Source organism: Cupriavidus sp. C1SS-2L (assembly GCF_057073735.1).
Genome location: NZ_CP172709.1, coordinates 1860161 through 1880720, shown reverse-complemented (window position 1 = coordinate 1880720; position 20560 = coordinate 1860161). Strand labels below are relative to the sequence as shown.

The 20560-nt window shown below is 64.4% G+C and carries 15 protein-coding genes; 3 read left to right on the top strand and 12 right to left on the bottom strand.

The window, feature by feature from the left end:
• Positions 1-37 precede the first annotated feature (37 nt).
• Entirely contained in the window at positions 38-1117 is a 1080-nt protein-coding gene (locus tag ACIGJG_RS26335; RefSeq protein WP_220630204.1) for a porin, read from the bottom strand.
• 322 nt (positions 1118-1439) lie between these two features.
• Between ACIGJG_RS26335 and ACIGJG_RS26330 the strand changes: the two genes are divergently transcribed.
• Positions 1440-2605, top strand: a protein-coding gene (locus tag ACIGJG_RS26330) for an IS3 family transposase (protein WP_483673311.1) whose coding sequence is annotated in 2 segments (ribosomal slippage) — positions 1440-1704 and positions 1704-2605 — 1167 coding nt in all. Because the reading frame shifts where the segments join, the coding sequence is not laid out codon by codon here.
• A gap of 30 nt (positions 2606-2635) precedes the next feature.
• Here the strand turns inward: ACIGJG_RS26330 and ACIGJG_RS26325 are convergent.
• Positions 2636-3865, bottom strand: coding sequence for an MFS transporter (locus ACIGJG_RS26325; RefSeq protein WP_483673309.1), 1230 nt, complete (start codon positions 3863-3865; stop codon positions 2636-2638).
• A gap of 436 nt (positions 3866-4301) precedes the next feature.
• Between ACIGJG_RS26325 and ACIGJG_RS26320 the strand changes: the two genes are divergently transcribed.
• A complete protein-coding gene (locus ACIGJG_RS26320; protein ID WP_011300699.1) occupies positions 4302-4820 on the top strand; it encodes a DUF1697 domain-containing protein in 519 nt (172 codons plus the stop codon).
• Positions 4821-4832: 12 nt separating this feature from the next.
• Here ACIGJG_RS26320 and ACIGJG_RS26315 read toward each other — a convergent pair whose 3' ends face one another.
• The 7 genes from ACIGJG_RS26315 to ACIGJG_RS26285 form a co-directional block, all read right to left on the bottom strand.
• Complete coding sequence (locus ACIGJG_RS26315) at positions 4833-7199, bottom strand: DNA polymerase II (protein ID WP_220630202.1); 2367 nt, start codon at positions 7197-7199, stop codon at positions 4833-4835.
• A gap of 125 nt (positions 7200-7324) precedes the next feature.
• Positions 7325-8257, bottom strand: coding sequence for a DUF2950 domain-containing protein (locus tag ACIGJG_RS26310; protein ID WP_011300701.1), 933 nt, complete (start codon positions 8255-8257; stop codon positions 7325-7327).
• A 16-nt stretch (positions 8258-8273) separates the two neighbouring features.
• The gene (locus tag ACIGJG_RS26305; RefSeq protein WP_140948911.1) at positions 8274-9773 is read right to left on the bottom strand and encodes a DUF3300 domain-containing protein; all 1500 of its coding nucleotides are present in this window, start codon (positions 9771-9773) and stop codon (positions 8274-8276) included.
• 273 nt (positions 9774-10046) lie between these two features.
• A complete protein-coding gene (locus ACIGJG_RS26300) occupies positions 10047-10460 on the bottom strand; it encodes a hypothetical protein (RefSeq protein WP_011300703.1) in 414 nt (137 codons plus the stop codon).
• 66 nt (positions 10461-10526) lie between these two features.
• The gene (locus ACIGJG_RS26295; protein WP_483673308.1) at positions 10527-11771 is read right to left on the bottom strand and encodes a complex I 51 kDa subunit family protein; all 1245 of its coding nucleotides are present in this window, start codon (positions 11769-11771) and stop codon (positions 10527-10529) included.
• Positions 11772-11803: 32 nt separating this feature from the next.
• Complete coding sequence (locus ACIGJG_RS26290) at positions 11804-13453, bottom strand: FAD-binding protein (protein ID WP_011300705.1); 1650 nt, start codon at positions 13451-13453, stop codon at positions 11804-11806.
• Positions 13454-13468: 15 nt separating this feature from the next.
• On the bottom strand, positions 13469-14107 hold the full coding sequence (locus tag ACIGJG_RS26285) for a 2Fe-2S iron-sulfur cluster-binding protein (RefSeq protein ID WP_140948912.1): 639 nt from the start codon (positions 14105-14107) through the stop codon (positions 13469-13471).
• A 379-nt stretch (positions 14108-14486) separates the two neighbouring features.
• Here ACIGJG_RS26285 and ACIGJG_RS26280 point away from each other — a divergent pair, with 379 nt between their 5' ends.
• A complete protein-coding gene (locus ACIGJG_RS26280; protein WP_140948913.1) occupies positions 14487-15590 on the top strand; it encodes a BON domain-containing protein in 1104 nt (367 codons plus the stop codon).
• Positions 15591-15688: 98 nt separating this feature from the next.
• Here ACIGJG_RS26280 and ACIGJG_RS26275 read toward each other — a convergent pair whose 3' ends face one another.
• From ACIGJG_RS26275 to ACIGJG_RS26265, 3 genes are all read right to left on the bottom strand, one after another.
• Positions 15689-16123 carry a hypothetical protein gene (locus ACIGJG_RS26275; protein WP_220630689.1) on the bottom strand — a complete coding sequence of 145 codons (435 nt, stop codon included), beginning with the start codon at positions 16121-16123 and terminating at the stop codon, positions 15689-15691.
• A gap of 149 nt (positions 16124-16272) precedes the next feature.
• Positions 16273-19698: an adenylate/guanylate cyclase domain-containing protein gene (locus tag ACIGJG_RS26270; RefSeq protein ID WP_483673307.1), complete on the bottom strand. Its 3426-nt coding sequence runs from the start codon at positions 19696-19698 to the stop codon at positions 16273-16275.
• A gap of 167 nt (positions 19699-19865) precedes the next feature.
• Positions 19866-20390 (bottom strand): metal-dependent hydrolase, encoded by a 525-nt coding sequence (locus ACIGJG_RS26265; protein ID WP_011300710.1) that lies wholly within the window; start codon positions 20388-20390, stop codon positions 19866-19868.
• Positions 20391-20560 lie beyond the last annotated feature (170 nt).

The following is a 20560-nucleotide window of genomic DNA, read 5'->3' as shown; positions in this document are numbered from 1 at the left end:
CTGTCTCCTGTTTGATGTGTGGACGGTCGCTGCCACCTCAAAACGACGTATGTAGTCCGACACTGACCACTGACTGGTTCTGGCCAGACGACACACCGACGACATTCATCGCCGCAAGGCCGTCAACGGCGTGCTGATACGTCCAGAACGCATACAACTGGGTCCGCTTCGAGAAGTAATACATGCCACCGAGATGAAGCTGGTGCCATTTGGTCTTCTCGAACTTGCTGAACGAGTAGCCAACGGTGGCCGCAGCCGCTGGCGTGGCTTGCCAGGTCAGGCCGAGATCGGCTGCGTTCATCGTGCCTTCCGCCGCACCGGCTCGCAGCGTCGAACGCGAGTAGAGGGCGTTCACGGAAAGCGGCACGGATTCAAGGCGATAGCTCCCGCCAATGCCCCCTGCCTTGAATGCATCGATGAACATGGCGGCACCGGGTGTGAGCCCCCTGCCGAGGGCATTCGGAAGACCGGTAGTACCGCCAATGTCGAAGGCCCGGCCGTTGGCGTCCGTGTAGGCGACCGTGACGCTCAGCCGGTCCGCGTCGTATGTGCCGGCAAGGCTGTAGGTGCGCTTGGCGCTGCTGCTACCCGGCACCTCGCCCAGCCCGACCATCGCACTGAGTTGCATCCCGCCAAAGCGCGGCGATTGATACGAGATGGCATTGTCCACCGGGAACTGACTCGATAACCCGTCGAGGTTTCCGGGGTGATACAGGTAGAAATTGAACAGCTGGTAGCCATTGCTCCACTGGCCCAGCTTGTCGGCCACGAAGTCAACCTGGCGGCCAAGCCTGACGGTACCGCTGCTTGCCGACAAGCCGACCCATGACGCCCGGTTGAAGATCTTCCCCGCGGCGATCATGGAACCACTGTCGGTCAGGAAGCCATTCTCCAGCTGGAAGATTGCCTTCATGCCACCGCCAAGGTCCTCGGAACCGCGCAGACCGAACAGATCGGGTTGCGAGATCCCGCCGTCCATGCGAACCGTACTGTTGCCGCGGATATTGCTGATCCACGGAACGGACGTATCGACACTCCCATACAACGTCACCTGGCTCTGCGCGAACGCCGTGTTGGCACAACAGACAGCCAACGCAGAGATAACCCTGTGCTTCATGATCAGCCCGCCTTTACCGTTAGGTTTGAGTCTTCTGTTCACCGGCCACTAATTTCCATATATGGCAATTAGTGGCAAAAAAAGTCGCTTACTGAGGCGTCGCGGATGCGTCCTCAAGCGTTCGCCCGGTTGTCTCCTCGCCGAATAGTCCGACCGCAAGCGCCGCGGCAAAGGCGACGCCGGCGATCACGACGTAAGACGTGGAAAGCGAACCGCGGGCAACGAACCAACCGATCATCGAAGGACAGATGATTGAGGTAGCCTGATCGAGACAGACACGCCTGGTCCTTAGATTAAGATCGTGGATCAGGAGCGCGCGAAGATGAGCAAGGCAAGACAGACGTACACGGAAGAGTTTCAGGCAGAGGCCGTGAGACTGGTGCTGGAACAGGGGCTGACGCTGCAGTCGGCCGCCCAGCGTCTTGGGATTCCGAAGGGCACGTTGACGAATTGGGTGTTGAGAGCCAAAGCGCCTGGAGCAACAGCGGCACCAGGAGGCGTGACAGTGGCGGAGCTGGCGGCGGAGAATGCGAGGCTGCGCAAGGAGCTGGCAGAAGCGAAGCTGGAGCGCGATATTGTAAAAAAAGCCGCAGCGTACTTCGCCAGGGAATCACTGCCCGGTACGCGTTCGTGAGGCAATGGCGAGAAGTGTATCCGGTGAAGATGATGTGCCGGGTATTGGGAGTCTCGCGCAGTGGTTATTACGACTGGACGCACAGACCTCACGGGCTCAGTCCGGAACAGGAGCGGTTGCATCTGGCGATCCGGGCGGCCCACAAGCGCACGCGTCAGACGTATGGCACGCGGCGCCTGCAGCGAGAACTGGCTGGCGATGGATTCATGGTCGGTCGTGACCGGCTGGCCCGACTGCGCAATGAGATGGGGATTCGGTGTCGGCAAAAGCGTCGATTCGTGGCGACAACGCGCTCGGCACATAATCTGCCAGTGGCGCCCAACCTACTGGAGCAGAAGTTTGAAGCCGACAGGCCAAACGCCGCGTGGGTGACTGACATCACGTATATCGCAACCGACGAGGGGTGGTTGTACCTGGCAGGAATCAAGGACCTGTACACATGCGAGATCGTGGGCTACGCGATGGGGCCCAGAATGACACAGGAACTGGTAGGCGAGGCGCTGTTCCGGGCGGTGCGTAGCAAGCGGCCGCGGCCCGGCCTGATACATCATTCGGACAGGGGTAGCCAATACTGTGCTCACGGCTATCGCAGGTTGCTGGCGCAGTTCGGCATGCAGGCATCGATGTCACGCAAGGGAAATTGCTACGACAATGCGCCCATGGAAAGCTTCTGGGGCAGTCTGAAAGCAGAGCTGGTGTACCACCATCGGTATGCCACCCGGATGGAAGCCATGGCCTCTGTTCGTGAGTACATTGAAATTTTTTACAATCGCCAACGGCGGCATTCCAAGTTGGGGTACCAAACGCCAGGCGAAGTCGCTGCAAGCTACCTCAATCGACTAGCTGCAGCATGAACCAGACGTGTCCGCTCTAGACAGAACACCTCAGATGGAAGCCAGGCGCAGCATCGCGCTGGACACGCCCACGCCGAAGGTGCGGATCCCGGTCGGATACAGCTCGGGGGTATAGACATAGCAGCCGATGAACGCGGCAGCCGTGAATCCGAATGCGAGGGACATGCAGAACGCCGTTGTGGCCGGAGCCATTGGCGCGAAAAGGACGGGAGCCAGCATCGCGAAGCCCGCGCAGATCCAGGTCATGGTCATCCACAGTCGGCGCCCGAAGCGGTCGATCGCGAGCGCGCACATTGCTGAGCCGACAATGCCGGCCAACGACGTGTAGGTGCCGTACTTGAGCGCCGTGGCCAGGTCGATGTGGAACACCTCACGATAGATCGTCGGCATCCACGACGTGACACCAGCTGTCACAAAGCCGCCGGCAAACCACAGCGACACCAGGACAAAGGTCCTGCGCAGCAACGGCGGCCGGAACAGGCTTTGCCAGGTTGCTGGCGGCTCCTGCCTGGCCACAGTCTTGTGCCTGGTTTCGAGAGAAGCCGGCTGCCCGTTGGCGCCCGCCGCCCTGGCGTACTTGCGAAAGCGTTCCAGTGCGGCATCGGCTTCATGGAAGCGGCCTTTCGACGCGAGCCATCTTGGAGATTCCGGCAAGAAGCGACGCATGCAAAGCGCGATCAGCGCCGGCAATGCCCCCAGGAAGAACATCGTCTGCCAACCGAGATTGGGCACCACCCACATGCCCGCCAGGCTCGCGGCAAACAGGCCGATGGGGAAAATCAGTTCGTAGAACAGCACGAAGCGTCCGCGATGCTCGGACTTGGCCAGTTCATTGATGTAAGTCGCCGCAACCGGCAGCTCGCCCCCAAGCCCGAGACCCTGAATGAATCGATATGCCATCAGGCTCATCGGGCTACCCGCGAACGCGCAGGCCAGGCTGCCAAGTGCGAACAAGGCCACCGAGAGGCTGGCGCAACGCAGGCGCCCGAACTTGTCCGCAAGGTGCGAGAAGCAAAGCGAGCCAATAAGCTGGCCGAGATAGCCGATGGAGATAATGAGGCCGACCTGCTCAGGAGATAGCGACCACAGCTTGATCAGCACCGGCATCGCCGCAGCGATGGCGAGAACATCGAAGCCATCAAAAAAGGTGGCGCTCCCAACGATGACACGTGCAAGCCGGTGCAAGGGCGTAAGGGGAAGCGCCTCCACTTCGGCCACAATGCGTGCGGCTTCGTTCTGCTCAGTCGTTGTCCGCCACACACTATCGTGCGCGGCTCCGCTCGACCCTCCGTGACCTGATAATCCATCCATGCCGCTTCCCGTGATTTCTGTCCCTGATGTGCTCATACCTGCTCCAACTGAATCAAGACTAACCTCCCGTGTGACGCGCCGATTGCCTGTCCATGGCCTCGGCGCAGTTCCCATGTGCTGCAGTGGCGATTACCGACGCGTGATGATTTGCTTCCATCCATCGACTCACGCCGACATTAATTTCCACTCGTGGCAATAATAGTTGCCGCACGCTGTCCTTCGCTGTAGGGGTTTTCCTGTACGCCAATGCCGCTTCTTGGATCGTGCCTTGGTGCGCCAGCGCGCCAGTCCTCTATCATTGACCAGCCGCTGCGGTGAGCCGCCAACTTCATTTGCCATTGGCCGCGACATGCATAGCGGCGCGCCAGCCATGACCGGATCACCAATGCCCCGATACATTGCCTTTCTTCGCGGCGTCAGCCCGATGAACGCCCGGATGCCCGAACTCAAGCGCTGCTTCGAGGCGGCGGGCTTCTTCGAAGTGAAAACCTTGCTCTCCAGCGGCAACGTCGTGTTCAACGCGCGATCATCGTCACTCACCAGCCTGGAGCGGCGCGCCGGGAAGGCCATGCAAGAGGAGCTGGGCCGCAGCTTCGACACCTTTGTCCGTCCGGCGGGCTATCTACAAGACCTGATCGATTCGGATCCCTATGCAGAGTTCAGCATTGCGTCTTCGGCCAAGCGGGTTGTCACGTTTCTGCGCGGGCCGGTGCCGCCAGACGTGAAGCTGCCCATCGAGCGTGATGGCGCAAGCATCGTCAAGGCCGGTGCCACGGAGATCTTCAGCGTCTACATACCGGATCCGAAGAAAGGTCCCGTGTTCATGAGCCTGCTCGAACGCACGTTCGGCAAGGACATCACCACGCGCACGCTCGATACGGTCATCAAGTGTGCCCGGGCATAGGCAACCCTTTCCCTATGACGGGAACAATGCCATCTGCCCCGTGAGCAGCGTCTCGAAATCCTCATCGAGGAAAGGCAGAATGGCATCGGCGATAGGCTGCAGTTGCTTTGTCACGTAATGCCCATAGTCGATGGGCGCCGAGCGAACTTCAAGCGGCTCCGGCCCCGCCACGGTCATCACATAGCTGATCCAGCCGCCATGCTGATATTGCAGCGGGCGGCCGTGGCGTTCGTTGTGGGCATCGGCAATCCGCGCAGCGCGGACGTGCGGCGGCACGTTGCGCTGGTAGTCGTCGAGCTTGCGGCGCAGCCGCTTGCGGAACACCAGCTGTTCGTCCAGTTCGCCAGCCAGCGTGCGGCGCACGATATCCCTCACGTAATCCTGGTACGGCTCGCGGTTGAAGATCCGTTCGTAGAGTACCTGCTGGAATTCCTGCGCGAGTGGAGACCAGTCCGTGCGCACGGTCTCCAGCCCCTTGAACACCATCTCGACCCGGCCGTCGGGCCGCTGCACCTGGCCGGCATAGCGTTTCTTGCTGCCAAGGTCCGTGCCGCGGATGGTGGGCATCAGGAAGCGCCGGAAGTGCGTTTCGAACTGCAGTTCCAGCGCGCTTTCGAGCCCGTAGGTCTGCCACAGGTGATCACGCCACCAGTCGTTGACATAGGCCACCAGGCTGCGGCCGATCTGGCTGGCGTCGGCCTCCGTCCGGGCCCGGCGCAACCACACGAACGTGGAATCCGTATCGCCGTAGATGACCTCGTAGCCGCGCGCCTCGATCAGGGTCCGGGTCTGCTGCATGATCTCGTGCCCGCGCATCGTGATCGACGACGCGAGCCGCGGATCGAAGAAGCGGCAGCCGCTTGATCCGAGCACACCGTAGAACGCGTTCATGATGATCTTTAGCGCCTGCGAGAGCGGCTTGTTGCCGTCGCGCTTGGCAGCTTCGCGGCCCTGCCAGACGCGGGCCACGATGGACGGCAGGCAGTGCTTCGTCCTGGAGAACCGCGCGCCACGAAAGCCGGCCACGGAATCGGCATCGTCGGGATGAGCAAGCCCTTCCACCAGGCCGATCGGGTCGATCAGGAACGTGCGGATGATCGACGGATAGAGGCTCTTGTAGTCGAGAACCAGCACCGATTCGTAGAGGCCGGGGCGCGAATCCATGACAAAGCCGCCGGGGCTCGCCTCGGGCGCCTTGTCGCCGAGGTTGGGTGCCACATAGCCCTGGCGGTGCATCAGCGGCATGTACAGGTGCGTGAAGGCCGCGACCGAGCCGCCGCTGCGGTCCGCCTGAAGGCCCGTCACCGTGGCACGTTCCAGCAGGAAGGTCAGCAACTCCGTCTTGTCGAAGATCCGTGTCACCAGCTCGCAATCGCGCAAGTTGTAGCGTGCCAGCGCCGGCTTGTCCTGCTCGAACATGCGGTCGATGGCGTCCATGCGGTCATACGGGTTGTCGATCGCCTTGCCTTCGCCGAGCAGTGACTGGGCTACCGATTCGAGGCTGAACGATGGGAAGGTCCACGTGGCGGAGCGCAACGCTTCGATGCCGTCAATGATCAGGCGGCCGGCGGCTCCGGCGAAATAGTGCTGCTGGCTGCCATGCTCGCGCCATTCCATCTCGGCGCCGCCGCGGCCAAGGCGCAACGGCACCTGGAATTTGCGCGCATGCTCGTGCAATACGCGCAGGTCGAATTGGACGAGGTTCCAGCCAATGATGGCGTCGGGGTCATGGCGCCCCATCCACGCGTTCAGCCGTTCGAGCAATGCCGGCCGCGTCTCGCAGTATTCGAGCGAGAATTCGACGTCCGCGGGCACGGACGGTGCCGGGCCCAGCATGTAGACCTGGCGCTGGCCGCACCCTTCGAGTGCGATCGAGTACAGGTCGCCGAAGGCATTGGTTTCGATATCGAGAGACACCAACCGCAACGTCGGCCGATAGTCCGTGGCGGGTTTCATCTGCGCGTTGCGCACCACGCCGCTGCCATCGGCATCGCCGTCGTACCAGACCGGGGCGGTGATGAAGCGTTCCATCAGGTAGCGCTCCGGTGGCCGGATATCGGCTTCGTAGACGTCCACGCCCGCGTCGCGCAGCGCGCGGCTGTGCTGTCCCAGTTGCCGATACTGACGACAGTAAAGGCCAGACACGGGCCTCTGGTTGAAGTCCTGGAGTCGGAGCGGACGCAGATCGACAGTCGCGTCACCCTGCAGCACGGCCTCGGCGCGCTGCCGCTGGGCCTCCGGCACAAAGGCTACGGACGGTTGCGGCGGCAATCGCAACAGGCGTGGGCCGTCGTCGGTGGCAAGCCAGACTTCGACTTCGGTACCCGCCGGCGTATCGCGCCAATGCCGGGTCAGGATGAAACCCTGTTGAAGTGCCACGCTGCAAAACCCTGAAGAAGCTGTCCGGGCACAAGTTTAGCGGAGATAGCGGGATCGCTCTCTCGCCTACCCGTGCCCAGTACAAGCGCCAGCAGCGTGGGATGAGGTGACAGCGTGTATGGCTGTCAACGCGTCAAAACTTCAGGCTTTACCTCCGTCCAGCCCGGCCCCGGGTCGAATGACTTGATGGCCGCGCCCTTGGCAGCGCTGTTCGGACCAAGGTCGCTTTCGTACACCCGCCCGTCGTAGCTCACCATGAAGGTCTTGATTCCGGTATCGCCATACCGGGCCGGCCACGCGATCAAGGCAAAGCCGCCAAAGAGCTTGCCGTTCACGAGGTAGTCATACTTGCCGCCTGGAGCATGCGGGCCTTGCGAAGTCAGCAGCTTGTAGTGATAGCCGTGGTAGCCACTTTCCCCGAGGCTTTGCTTGCCAGCCTCGAGAAACGCCGGGCCCAGCGGGCTTTGCGGTTCCCCGGGCGTGCTTGGCCAGTACAGGCCGTCGCGCTTGCCTGGCGAACTGGCAAGCTTCAGGGCGTAGGTCGATATGCCGGTCTTCTGCTGGCTCAGCCGGGCATAGTCGTCCTGCGCATCGCACACGGCCAGCAAGGTCTGCATTGCCGACAGCTCGTTGCGGCCAATACGGCGCGCCTTCATTTCCTCTACGCCGGCGCGCGTGTCGAAATGCCAGCCCTTCGCGGTCTTGACCAGCGGAATCGGCAACGTCCAGCCGTCCTTGCCCGTGGCGATGCGTGCGCGATTGTCCCCGTCGGGCTGAATCGCATGGGACTGGCTCCAGGCTTCCAGGAACCGGTAGCGGATATCTGCGCCGACCGGCGGAATCAGGGTCTTGTAGTTGGCGCCGAGGATGGACTGCATCGCCGTATCGTCGCTGGTGGCCACGGCGTTCCCAAAGGCCGTCATCGCGGCCTCGGGTGTGCTGAAGTCCTTCTGCGCGTACGCAGGTGCCATGCCCCAGAGCAACATGGCCACCGCCACGGCGAGCGTGCGGCCCCTGGCGTGGCGCGGATACGGAGTATGTCGCAGTATCGAGTTCATGATCCGGCCCCTCCGTTTAGCGCCTGCCACCACGGCCACCGCCACCGCCACGGCCACCGCCGCCACCAAAGCCGCCGCCTCCACGGCCGCCGCCACCGCTGAAGGAGCCTCCGCCACCACCTCCACGGCCGCCTCCGCCGGAAAAACCTCCGCCGCCGCCATGGCTGGCGCCACTCTGGCGATAGCCCGTGGACTGCATGCTGGACCTGCCGCGGTCGACATCACGCTGCGAAGCGCCGCCGCCGCCCACGCCTTGGAACGCGTTGTCGCGTCCGCCGCCTGCAGCGCCTCCGCGCCCGCCAGCGCCGGCCTGACGGTCCGACACGCCTGCGCGGTTGCCGGCGCCACCGCGGTCACCGACTCCGCCGCGGTCTCCTACACCGCCCCGGTCGCCTACGCCGCCTCGATCACCTACGCCGCCTCGGTCACCGACGCCGCCTCGATCACCTACGCCGCCCCGGTCTCCTACGCCGCCTCGATCGCCTACGCCGCCCCGGTCACCGACGCCACCGCGGTTGCCAGCGCCGCCGCGATCACCAAGACCGTCGCGGCCACGAAAATCATTGCGCCTGTCGGCCCCGGCGGAACTCCGGCCGCCGAATTTTTCACGCGATGCGTTGTCCCGGTACGCCACGCCCTTGCGGTGCGAGGCATCGTGGTTCCACTTGCCGTTCTGCACCTTGGTCCGGTCGAAGTTGCGGTCAATATTGGTAGCACGGTTGACGTTCACATTGACGTCGCCCCCGCCCCAGTTGCAGCCGCCGAAGATTGCCCCCGCTGCCGCGAGGCCGACGCCCCAGGCAAAGCCCGTGGCCAGCGCGGCGCCCGGATAGTAAGCGGGATACGGCGGCCAGTAGTACGGCGGATAGGATGGATATCCCCACGAACCGTAGACCACCGTCGGGTTGTAGGACGGCACGTAGATGACTTCAGGATTGGCCGGCTCGATCCGCACGACGGTCTGCGGAGCCGCCGCCTGCGACGGTGCGGGACCCTGCACGGGCGCCTGCGCGGGGGCTTGCTCCACAATCACGTTCTGCTGTTCATTCGACTTGAGGTTGCCGGTCTGCTGGGCTTTGGCCCGCAGTCGCTGCACCGCGGCAAGCACGTCCTTCTCCTGGGCGAGGAAGGCATCGCCAAGCTTCTGGGTCCAGTCGAGTTTGTCGTTCATCGGCTCCAGCGCCTGCGGGAACGCCACCAGCGACTTGACGCTGACATCCCACGGCTGGTCAGCGACGGCCTTGACCGCATCGTCGCCCTTGACCTTCGGGTTGGCCTTGACCCAGCGCGCCGCCTGCACGATCTCGAGCGGGTACGTGGAGGCCATCAGCACCTGGGCCAGCACCGAATCGGGATACAGGGCGATCGGGGCGACCAGTGCCTCGAGTTCCTCCGGCTTGAACGTAGTAGCCGGCGCGGACGTGTCCTGCGCATGGACGGCAAACGATAGCAACGCCAGAACTGCGAGCAGCCAAGCCCTGGCGCAGCGGAGCGAGCGCGTTGTCCACGGATCCATTGCCATCCCCCCAAATCGCCCGTTTGCCGGGCACCGCGACGGGCTCAGCGCCCGAAAGAAAAGGCATTACCTATATGACAAGTACATGCTCGCCCGAGCCGCTGCGTTCCAGCGGCACAAGTGCTCAGTATCCATCCTCGTGTCAACTCTATGTGCAGCCGGAGCATTCCGAAATGAAATCTTTCCATCGCCGAGATAAGCAAAGTTTTTATCCCGATGTTGTGCGGCATTCGACACTCACCGACCGGTGCGTCGATCCGACGCTGCCGCTGCTTAGCGGCGGTGTCGGTCCCCTTGCCGGGAAGGCGGTAACTGGCGCTGCGGGTAGAGTTTCTGGAACTGGGCAGTCGTAACTCCCATCCCGCTCTTGTCGTCGATGATGGTCATTTCCTGCCACGCGCTCGGCGCCCCCTGCAACCCCGGGAAGTCCCTCAACTGCCAGACGCGGCCGGCCTGCGTATCAAGCAGGAAGGCACCTCCGCGGGCCTGGGCGTTGCTCACGATCTGGAACCGACCGGGCCGTCCGAGGGGCGGCAGGTCGTCGGCGCGTGGCGACGCGGCGGCCGCGCTGGCATCGCTGCTCCCTGCCGCGCCCGTCTGGGGGGCCGGGCTTTTCTCCGGTTCCCGGCCACATCCGCTCATCAAGACCATTGCCAGGCACAACGCATACGATGCCCTGTAGGACATGGTGGACTCCTCTGCGTGCGGACCGACCGTCCCGTGAACGGCCGGGCCGCTGATTGCCGTTGCCGTCTATGCCATCAGATGCGACTCATATTCATCGCGGAACTGGTGAAGCGAACTGTCTACCACCGTGACAGCGCCGTCGATCAGCCCGCAGCGACCGCTGCCGGGAAGGATGCGGCACAGGTTCTCCAGCGCCTCCAGGTCGGCGCGCACGCCGCGGCCCGTGTCGATCCGGTTGAGCAATCGCATCAGCTGGAATGTGCCCCCCTTGCACGGCGGGCACTGGCCGCAGGAACCTTGCGCAAAGAAGCTCACATACTCGGCCACCTTGCGGACGATGCTGGAGCCCTCCGATACGACGATCATCGCGCCGGTCCCCAGGCGCGAGCGCCGCTTGCGCACCGAGTCGAAATCCAGCGCTACGTCGAGATCGCGCTTGGTCAGCAGCGTGTTGGACGGCCCGCCCGTGAAGACAGCCTTGAATTCCTTGCCCTGCAGCATGCCGCCGCCAAACTCGAAGATCAGTGTCTCCAGGCTGGTGCCCATCGGCAGCTCGTACAGCCCCGGGCGCAGGACGTCGCCCGACAGCGAATAGAGCTTGGTCCCTGCCGCCTGAGCGACGCCGAGCGCGCGATACCACTGCGCGCCGTGGCGAAGTATCCCCGGCACGTGGGCGAGCGTCTCGGTGTTGTTGACGATGGTCGGCGCGCCGTGCACGCCGCTGTCGGCGGGATAAGGCGGCTTGCGTCGCGGAAATGGGAACGTACCCTCGACGCTGGCTATCACGGCCGTTTCCTCGCCACCGATGTACAGGCCGGAACTCGGCACGACCCGCAGCGTCAGCGGCCCGCCGAGCAGCCGCTCGAGTTCGGCGAGTTGCGCATGTGTTTGCCACTGCTGCACCGCCTGCCGCGTCATTTCGAGCGACAGTGGCTGATGCGGATTGACGTAGAGCACGACATGATTGGCCCGCGTGGCTGCCGCCGCGATCAGCGCGCCCTCGATGACCTGGTGCGGCGTGTGCTCCAGAAGGAAGCGGTCCTTGAACGTGCCGGGTTCGTCTTCGTTGCCATTGCAGATGATGTACTTGTCGACCGCGGCTGCAGCAGCAACTGGCCTCCACTTGCGGTGCGTCGGGAACCCTGCGCCGCCCATGCCGCGCAGATCGGCCTGTTCGATCTCCGCAAGGATCGCATCCGGATTGGACAAAGCCTTGGCCAGCCCTTCTCCGCCACCACGCGCAAGCCAGGCCTGCAGGTCTGCGCCGACCCGGATGTCCTCCTTAAGCAAGACCTGATTCAGCTTTTCCATGACGCGCTCCGCCGATCGCTATCGCCCTATCGCTAACGGATGCCACCGGGCGCCCGGCCCCACGCGCCCGGGCTGCGGGCCGCGTCGACGCGCAGATCGAAATGCGCGTAGCCGGGGAACAGCAGCGGTGCCTGGACGTGCAGCGGCAGCCCGGCGAGCGTCAGTTCCCGCTGCCAGGCATGCACGTGGCCGATGCCGGCGCGGTTGGCCATGGCGTTGCCGCCCGCTGACGCGGCGCTGGCGCCGGCATGCCGGCCCATGCTGAGGATATCGAGCAGCGCATTGCCCATCAGGCGGTTGCGTCCGTGAATGCCGCCCGTGACTTCGCCCACGCAATAAAGGCCAGGCACGCTCGTCGCGCCGTCCTTCCCGATCGCCACGCCCCCGTTCTGGTAGTGGAGGGTTGGGTAGACCATGAAGGGCTCCTGTGCCGCATCGAACCCACACTTGTGCGCGAGATGCCGCAGCGTCACGAGCCGCCTGGAAAGGATGCCCGGGTTCTGCATTTCCAGCGTCGGCGTGTCGAGGAACACGCCGACCTGGCCATCGCGGTCGATGCCTCGCCCCTCGGCGCATTCGCGCAAGATGGCCGAGGCCACGACATCGCGAGGCTTGAGTTCCTCCACGAAGCGTTCGCCGTTGCCATTGAGCAGTTTTGCGCCCGCGGAACGCGCTGCTTCCGAAATCAGCCCACCCGCCAGGTGGGACGGATACGCGATGCCGGTCGGGTGGTACTGGAACGAATCGAGTTCGCGCAGGCGCGCGCCGAGACGATAGGCAAGGACAAGACCGTCCGCAGTCGCACCATAGTGATTCGAAGTCGGGAACGCATTCAGATGCAGTCGCCCCGCGCCGCCCGTGGCCAGGATCACGGACCGCGCGCGGACCAGCACGAAGGTGCGCAACTCCAGGTTGTAGATCACCGCGCCAGCGCAGCGCCCGCGCTCGTCGGACAGCAGTTCGACCGCAGGGCAACGGTTCCACACGTCGATGCCGGAATCGAGGTCGACCGCCTCGCGCAGCACGCGCATCATCTCGAGCCCGGTGTAGTCGCGATACGAAAGAATGCGCGCGGCCGACGCACCGCCTGGCTTCTTGCGCAGCAGATTGCTGCCGATAAGCCGGTCCTCTTCCTGGTCGAACATCATGCCGAGCCGGATCAGCCAGCGAATCACGTCGGGCCCGTCCATCACCATCTGAGCGACAAGTTCGGGCTCGCCGCAGAAATGCCCGGCCCGCAGCGTGTCTTCGAAATGCAGCTGAGGACTGTCGTCCTCGCCGATGGCGGCCTGGATGCCGCCTTCGGCCATGACGGTGTTGCTGTCACCAAGGCGCAACTTGGTGGCGAGAATCACGCGCGCCCCCTGCTTTGCCGCGGTCAGCGCTGCGGCACACCCGCCGCCCCCGCCGCCGATGACGAGCACGTCGGTGGTCGCCAGTTGCGCGCCGGCGATGTCGACATCGTCGATCAGCGCATTGGCCTGCAGATAGCGCGCGAGGTCAGGCTGGCACGACTCCCCGCGGTTGACGCCAACGGCCAGCGGGACATGCGCGTTCGCGCCATGGTCCGGATGATAGGCCTTGAGCAATGCGTCGACGGGCATGTCGTCGCTGCGCACCGCGTGCTCTGCGCCCGGACGATAGCGCTGGCGCGCGTCTTCGTAAGGGATGCCGGCTGGCATGACGGTTCGCCCCCGTCAGCGCGGCGGGCGGGCGCCCGGCGCATCGAAATCGATGCCCATTTCGCCGCGCTCGATCTGCTGCAGGCGCCGCATGAGATTGGCCGGACGCAGCGAGTTCGCCGCGATCACGCGCCGCACGAACAGGCCAAGGTGGTTGGGACGGATATGCTCGGGACACGCCAGCGTGCAGAGATTGCACATGACGCACTCGTCGAACACACGGCTCGACGCGGCCAGGTTTCCTTCCACCGCAAAGTTCACGCCCTGCTGGACTTCCAGACCTTTTGGACACGCGCGATCGCAGCCGCTGCAGTGGCGGCAATGCGCGGCCTCGGGAAAGGTCTGTGAAATCGCACCCAGGACTTGCCAGCTGTCGCTGAATTCTTCGATGCGATACACGTGGCGCGCCGACACCGTGAAGTAATCGAGGAAGGCGACCTGCATGCCCTCCTCGACCAGCGTCTCGCAAGCGAGCGCGGTCCTGACTTCCTGGTCGCCGCTGCGGCGCACCATGACGCGGCAGGACCCGCATACGCCCTGCCCCATGCAGCCGACACCCTCGACCAGCGTTTCGCCGGCATGGAGGAAGGCCTGCAGGATCGAGCAATTGGGCGGTGCTTCCAGCTCGCGTCCTTCCATGCTCAAACGCACCATCTTCGCCCCCGTCGTCTGGCGACCCCGAAGCCACACCGGCGAACTCCACGAAAAGGTCATAACAACCATAGCACAGGCGTGGTCATTGGAAAGGAGGCGCAATGCTGTTCGGAGAGGCGGATCGGTTTGTACATCATGTGGCCCGCCATCGCGACCGCCTGTGGCCGCACGCAACTAGACAGCCGTCACCCTGCATCCCTTACATGGTGTGCAATCGTTGCAATGCCCCGAAGATCACAAAGCCGCGCCAGCGCCCGCGCGGCGACGCTGTGACGCGGTACGAATCTTGCCGTTCGTAGAAGACCGGCCCCAACGCCAGAGCGGGTGCAATCGCGCCTGCGGGCAATCGGGCATCCCCATGTTACTTCAGGACATCAGCATGAGTTACTACGACGAAGAGCGCTACAGGCGCGAACGCAGCAAGCGGCGAGACGATGATGACTGGCAACCTGAATCCGGGCGCGAAGCGTGGCAGTCGGAGCGCGCACGCCGGCGCCTGACGCCGGGGCAGACCAGCTATGGCGGCCCGGCGCCCCAGCGGGGCGGATATGGTGATCCGTACCAAGGGTCGTCAGGCCAGCGGTATGGAGAGCGCCGGTACGATGATCCCGACCAGGGGTACGGCTCATACGGCGCCGAGCGCTACCAGGACAATCCGTCGCGCGAACGAGGACGAGAGCGATATGGTGACCGCTATGGTGGCGAGCGCTATGGCGGCCGCGACGAAGGCCGCTATCGCACCGAAGAGGCTTACCGCGGCGGAGGCAGTACCGGAGGCGAAGGCCGTCACCGTGGCAGCGAACTGCGCTATGGCATGAACGGCGGCTACGGCTGGGATCGGGCCTCGGAATGGCGCGACCCGAGGGCCTGGCAGCGCGACGACGCGGAAGCCGAACGCCAGTGGCGCCAGAGCGTGGAACGCGCGCGCGAGCGGGAGCGCCAGACGGCAGGCCGCGACACCTATTTCAATGACCTCCGCAGCGATACCCGCTACTGGACAGAGGCTGACGACGACCGCGCGCAAGGCCAGCGCTACGAACGGCGCTACAGCCGCGAAGCGGCACAGCGGCGCGGCTGGGAAGTCGATGAAGACCGCGACGAAGACCATGGCGCGCTCTATAACCTCGGGCGCCGCATCGGCGAAGCCGTGGGCGATTTGTTCGGCACCTCGGAACGGCACGAGCGCCATGTGGGGCCTCGCGGCTACCAGCGGACCGACGAGCGGATCCGCGACCAGATCTGCGAGCGCCTGAGTTACGCGCGCGGCGTTGATATCAGCGATGTCAGTGTCGACGTCAAGGATAGCGTGGTGACGTTGTCCGGCACAGTGAAAAGCCGCAGCCAGAAGTACTACATCGAAGACCTGGCCGATTCGACCTATGGCGTCAGCGAGGTCAACAACGACATTCGCGTGCGCCGGGATACCGACACGTCGTCGCTGTCCGGCACTGGCGAAACGACAGGCAGCACCTGGCGGGGCTGATCGGGTACACCGGACAAGGTGAATTCAGGGCCTGGCGGCAATCAGTCGGGGCGGATGGGAAGCGATACGGCCTTCCGCCCGTCCTGGCTTCTGCCGGTTCACCCCTTGCGCATGCGTAGCAAATCGGCGTAAGACACGAGCTTGCGCTTTTCCTGCGCAAGCGTCTTTCTTTCCGGCACCGCGCGGGTTGGCCGACCGCGCTCGAACTTGGCGGCGGCGCGAGCATCCTCCCGCGCGTAGGTACTCGCGGTCCTGGCCTCCGCTTTCAGGCGTTCGGTTTCCAGCCGCGCAGCGCTGCGCTCTTCCCGCGCGATATCGCGCGCGGCCGACAGGATTTCGGCCCTCAATTGATCGCGCCTTTGCTTGGCAGCGGCACGCGCAGCCCGCAGTTGCTCCTTTCGCTGCCGCAGCCAGTCTTTCTTGTTGATCGGCGCAGGCCTGGCCTCTGCCGCCACACTCTGGCGCAGAGCCCTGCTGATTGAAACCTTCTCAGTCCCCAGCGTGCGCCGCGCTCCTCGTTTCAGATCACTCACGCCGTCACTCTCCTGCAGCACGTCACGACCGCTCATGCATAAGCCCTTGGAATCCACGAGCGTATCGCAGCAACCTTACCATAGGACGCCGTTTCGGGCCCGGACCGGCAGCGCGGCATCGAGCGGCCGTAGAGTCACGGAAAGCGAACCTACATCATGCTGTCTAGCAGCACTCTCGCCTCGTGAATTTCATCGATTCCGGATGCTTCGCCCACTGATCCCATGACTGCAGCCAACCGCTCTATGGCGCCGCGGCTGTTTCCTTGCCGCTGCCACAGCCGCGCCAGGCTGATGGTGGCGCGCAGTTCCAGCGGACGAGAGTGCTGGCGGTGGGCGACGGCGATCGCCTTCTCGAAGCACGCTTGTGCACGTGCGCAACGGTCGGCATCGGGCAACTCAAGGGACGAGTCAGAACAGATCAGCTCGCCCTCGACCCGCGACAGCTCCGCCTCGACATGACGCTCGCCGCAGGCCGACGCCATGGCCCGGGCGTCGGCAATGGCGCGCAGTCCCGTTTCGGCCTGCCCGATCTGGCCGCTGCACTCGGCGAGAAGCGTCAGGAAGTGCGACTGCCCCAGCCGCGCGCCGGTGGCAAGATACGCGGCCATACCTGACTGTATGTCGGCAATACCTTGATCGTGGCGCCCCATCCGGACCAGCGCCTGACCACGCAGTGCGGTCGCCCACGCCGACCAGTGCGGAAAGCCCTGTTCCGTCGACAGCGCGATCGCGGCCTCGGCGAGATCGAGCGTGGTCTGCGCCTCGCGCAGGAATTCGTGCAGATGGGCCACGATGCACAACGTATGCGCAAGGGTGAACGGATGGGACAACCCGCGCGCGAGCGTGATTGCACGCTGGCTTCGAGCGCGCGCCTGCGCCGCATCGCCAAGGTTCCAGCGTACCAGCGCCGACAAGGAAAGCGCCCGTACCTCAGGGTCCACGCCATGGAAGTTCGGGTGGATCTGGCGCGCGCCAGACTGGTAGTGCGCCAGCGCATGATCGAAATGGACGTTGGCGATCCGGAAGCGCCCCGCGTAATACAGCGTCGTGGCCAGCGAGACATGCGCCTCGGCGAGCCATTCGGCGTTGCCGGCCCGCTCGGCAAGCCTGACCAGACCCTTGCCAAGCCTGTAGGCCTTGGCGTGTTCGGCGCTGATCGAGAAATACGTGCGCAGCCCCACCTGTGCCGGGAAGCTCTGCAACATGTCGTCTAGTTGCTCGTACAGCGCCAGGGCCCGCATGTAAGTCGCCTCGACTTCCCGCGAAGCAAAGCCGCGCGCCGCGATGAGCGCCGGGCCGATGGCAAGCCGCACCGCAAGTTCCTGCCGTGCGCGCGCCGGCGTATCGGGTTGGCGCGCAAGCAAGGCCAGCGCCTCGCCAAACTGGCGGACCGCCTCGCGGTAGGCCGAGCGCTGCAGCAACTGCTGTCCCGTGCAGAGCAGGTACTCGACCGCCTTGGGGTCGTTACCGCTGAGGCTGTAATGCCGCGCGAGCTCGCTGCAGTAGTCCGTCAACCGGTCGCGAAAGAGCGTTTCGATGGCCCGCGCCGTACGTTCATGCAAGGCGCTGCGCTGTTCCGTGAGCAACGTGCTGCCGGCCACTTCCTGCGTGAGGCCGTGCTTGAACGTGTATTCGACATCCGGGAAGGCGGGCCGCTCGTAGATGAATTCGCCTGCCTGCAGGCGCGCCAGCAACGGCCGCAGGACATCTTCCGGCTGCCCGATCACCTGCTCGATCAGGCTCAGCGAGAACTCCTTGCCAATGACGGCGAGGCTTTGCAGCAGATTCTTCTCGGCGGAAGGCAGCCGGTCGATACGCGCCGCCAGCACGCCGCGCACGGTAGTCGGGATATGCAGGGCCGCCGGTGTCGCCTCGATGTGGTAGTGACCGCTCTCGCCCAGGAGCGTCTTCTCCTCGGACAGCGTCTGCACCACCTCCTCGATAAAGAATGGGTTGCCCTCGGTCTTTTCCAGGATCAGCGCCCTGAGGATCTCCAGCGAGGGATGGTCGCCTAGCAAGGCAGTCAGCAGTTCCCCGGCCTCGGCCTGGCCGAGCGGGTCGAGCCGAAGCTGGGTGTAGCAGCCACGCGCGTGCCAGTCATGCCGGTACTCCGGCCGATAGTTCAGCAGCAGGAGAATCCTGGCGCTTGGAATGCGGTCGACCAGCACGTCGAGGAAGGCCTCGGTGTCGCTGTCCAGCCATTGCAGGTCTTCGAATATCAGCTGAAGGGGCTGGTTGGCGCTTTCGCAGATGAACAGCCGCACGATGGCATCGAACGTCCGCTGGCGCCGGATCTGCGGGTCCATGTTCGGCAACGCCGAATCCGGTTCACTGATCCCCAGCAGGTCGAGCATGCAGGGCAGCACGTCTTCAAGCGTACGGTCCAGCATCAGCATCCTGCCCGCAACCTTCTCGCGGCGCTGCCGTTCGTCGTCCTGGTCCTGGATCCGGAAGTAGTTCTTCACCAGTTCGATCAGCGGCAGATAGGCGAACGACTTACCATGCGACACAGAAAAAGTCTCGAGCACCATGCAGCCGCGCTGCGAAACCGCCTTGAACTCATAGAACAGGCGCGACTTGCCCACTCCGGCCTCGCCCACCACGGCGACAATCTGGCCGTGTCCCGCTGCGGCAAGTTCCAGCGCGCGGCGCAGTTGCTCCAGTTCCGCGTGCCGGCCGACGAACCGCGCCAGCCCGCGGCGCTGCGCCACCTGCAGGCGCGTGCGCAGCGCACCCAGGCGCACCACTTCGTACACGGCAAACGCATCGGGCATGCCCTTGACCTGCGTCGCCCCGAGCGCCTTGAAATCGAAATAGCCTTCCGTCAGCCGACAGGTCGGCTCGCTGACCAGAATCGAAGACGGCGTGGCAATGCTCTCCATGCGCGAGGCAATGTGGATTGTGTGCCCGACCGGGTCGTAGTCCGTGCGCAGGTCATCCTTGCGGATGGAGCGCACCACTACCTCGCCGGTGTGGATGCCCACCCGGATCTGCAGCGGAATGCCTTGCTCCAGGCGGACCCGGTCGCTATGGCGGCGCATTGCCGCCTGCATCCGCAGCGCGGCATACAGCGCGCGATGCGCGTGGTCCTCGTGCGCTATCGGCGCGCCGAACAGGGCCAGAATGCCGTCGCCCAGCGACTTCGCTACGTAGCCCTCGTAGTGGTGCACGGCCTCCATCATCAGGTCGATCACGGGATCGATCAGCCGGCGCGCTTCCTCCGGGTCCAGATCATGGATCAGCGCCGTCGAGCCCGCCATATCGGCGAACAGGGCCGTGATGGTCTTGCGCTCGCCCGCGCTGGCGCCGCGGGCTTCCATCGCCGCCTGTTCCGCAAGGATGCGGTCGACGAGGTGGCTGGGGGTGTAGTGGATGGGCGCGCGGACGGCGGCGGGCTGTACCTCGGCCGAAGGCTCCATGGCGGGCACCAGCGATGTACCGCACTCCGCACAAAACCTGTCCTCGGGATCGGCGGCATGACCGCAAGTCGGACAATGCAAGACCAGCCTCGCGCCGCAACTCTTGCAGAACTTGGCGGTGGCGGGGCTCACCGTTCCGCAGTTTGTGCAGCGCATATCGACCTCCCGATGCTTCCGCCCCATGCATCAGGTTAGGCGATCCGGTCCGTCCGCGTCATGGGCTTGTCAGATATGGCGGTTGCCGTCATGCTCCCCTCGCTGCGGGTGCGGTAATCATCGCCTTCCTCCCGCGCTCCGGCATTGCCCCGGCTTCCCGAGAGTCGTCAGAGGTAAGCGGGTCCGAAGCCGAAATGATGGATGAGCGCCAGGCCATGCCTTCCATGGAGCCAGAGTTCATCGGAAACCCACAAGGCAATCAGCCATGACGCGGCGACGATGACAAGATCGCAGCGGCCGCTTTTCCACCAGTTGAGGCTGTGACGTCCTGCGATCCACGGGACACCCAACGGATTTGGCCAGTCGGCCAGCAGGTGCATGACGCCCCCGCAGGCAAAGCCGAACGCCGGCGCCGCCAGTGCATGGGCGCCCAGTGCCTGGTATGCCCACGCGAGAAGGCCGATCCAGGCGATGCCCCAATGCGTCCAGGTTCGATGCGTAATCCACAGGCGGCGCGACCTTGACCACCAGGCCACTTCGAGCCAGTCGGGCGCGGTGCTGCCGAACAGCGCCGCCACGAAGCCAAGCGCGCTTGCCCAGTGCCACCCTCCACCACCGCTCTTCCCGATCACCGCGGCGGCGATGACGGCCGCTGCCCATCCGGTGGCGTGGTGTGCTTTGCTTGAAGCCATGGTGGGACTGCGCTTGCTTGCCGGCGATCATTGAGGGGCCGCAATCTTGGCAGATGTGCAGGGGAAACGCCAGAGCACCCTTTTGACCGGCACGAGAATCAAAAACGCTGGCGCCATCTCGGAGCTCTACTCCGTTAGCGATGGTAATGCTCCGGTGGTTGCAAACTGAA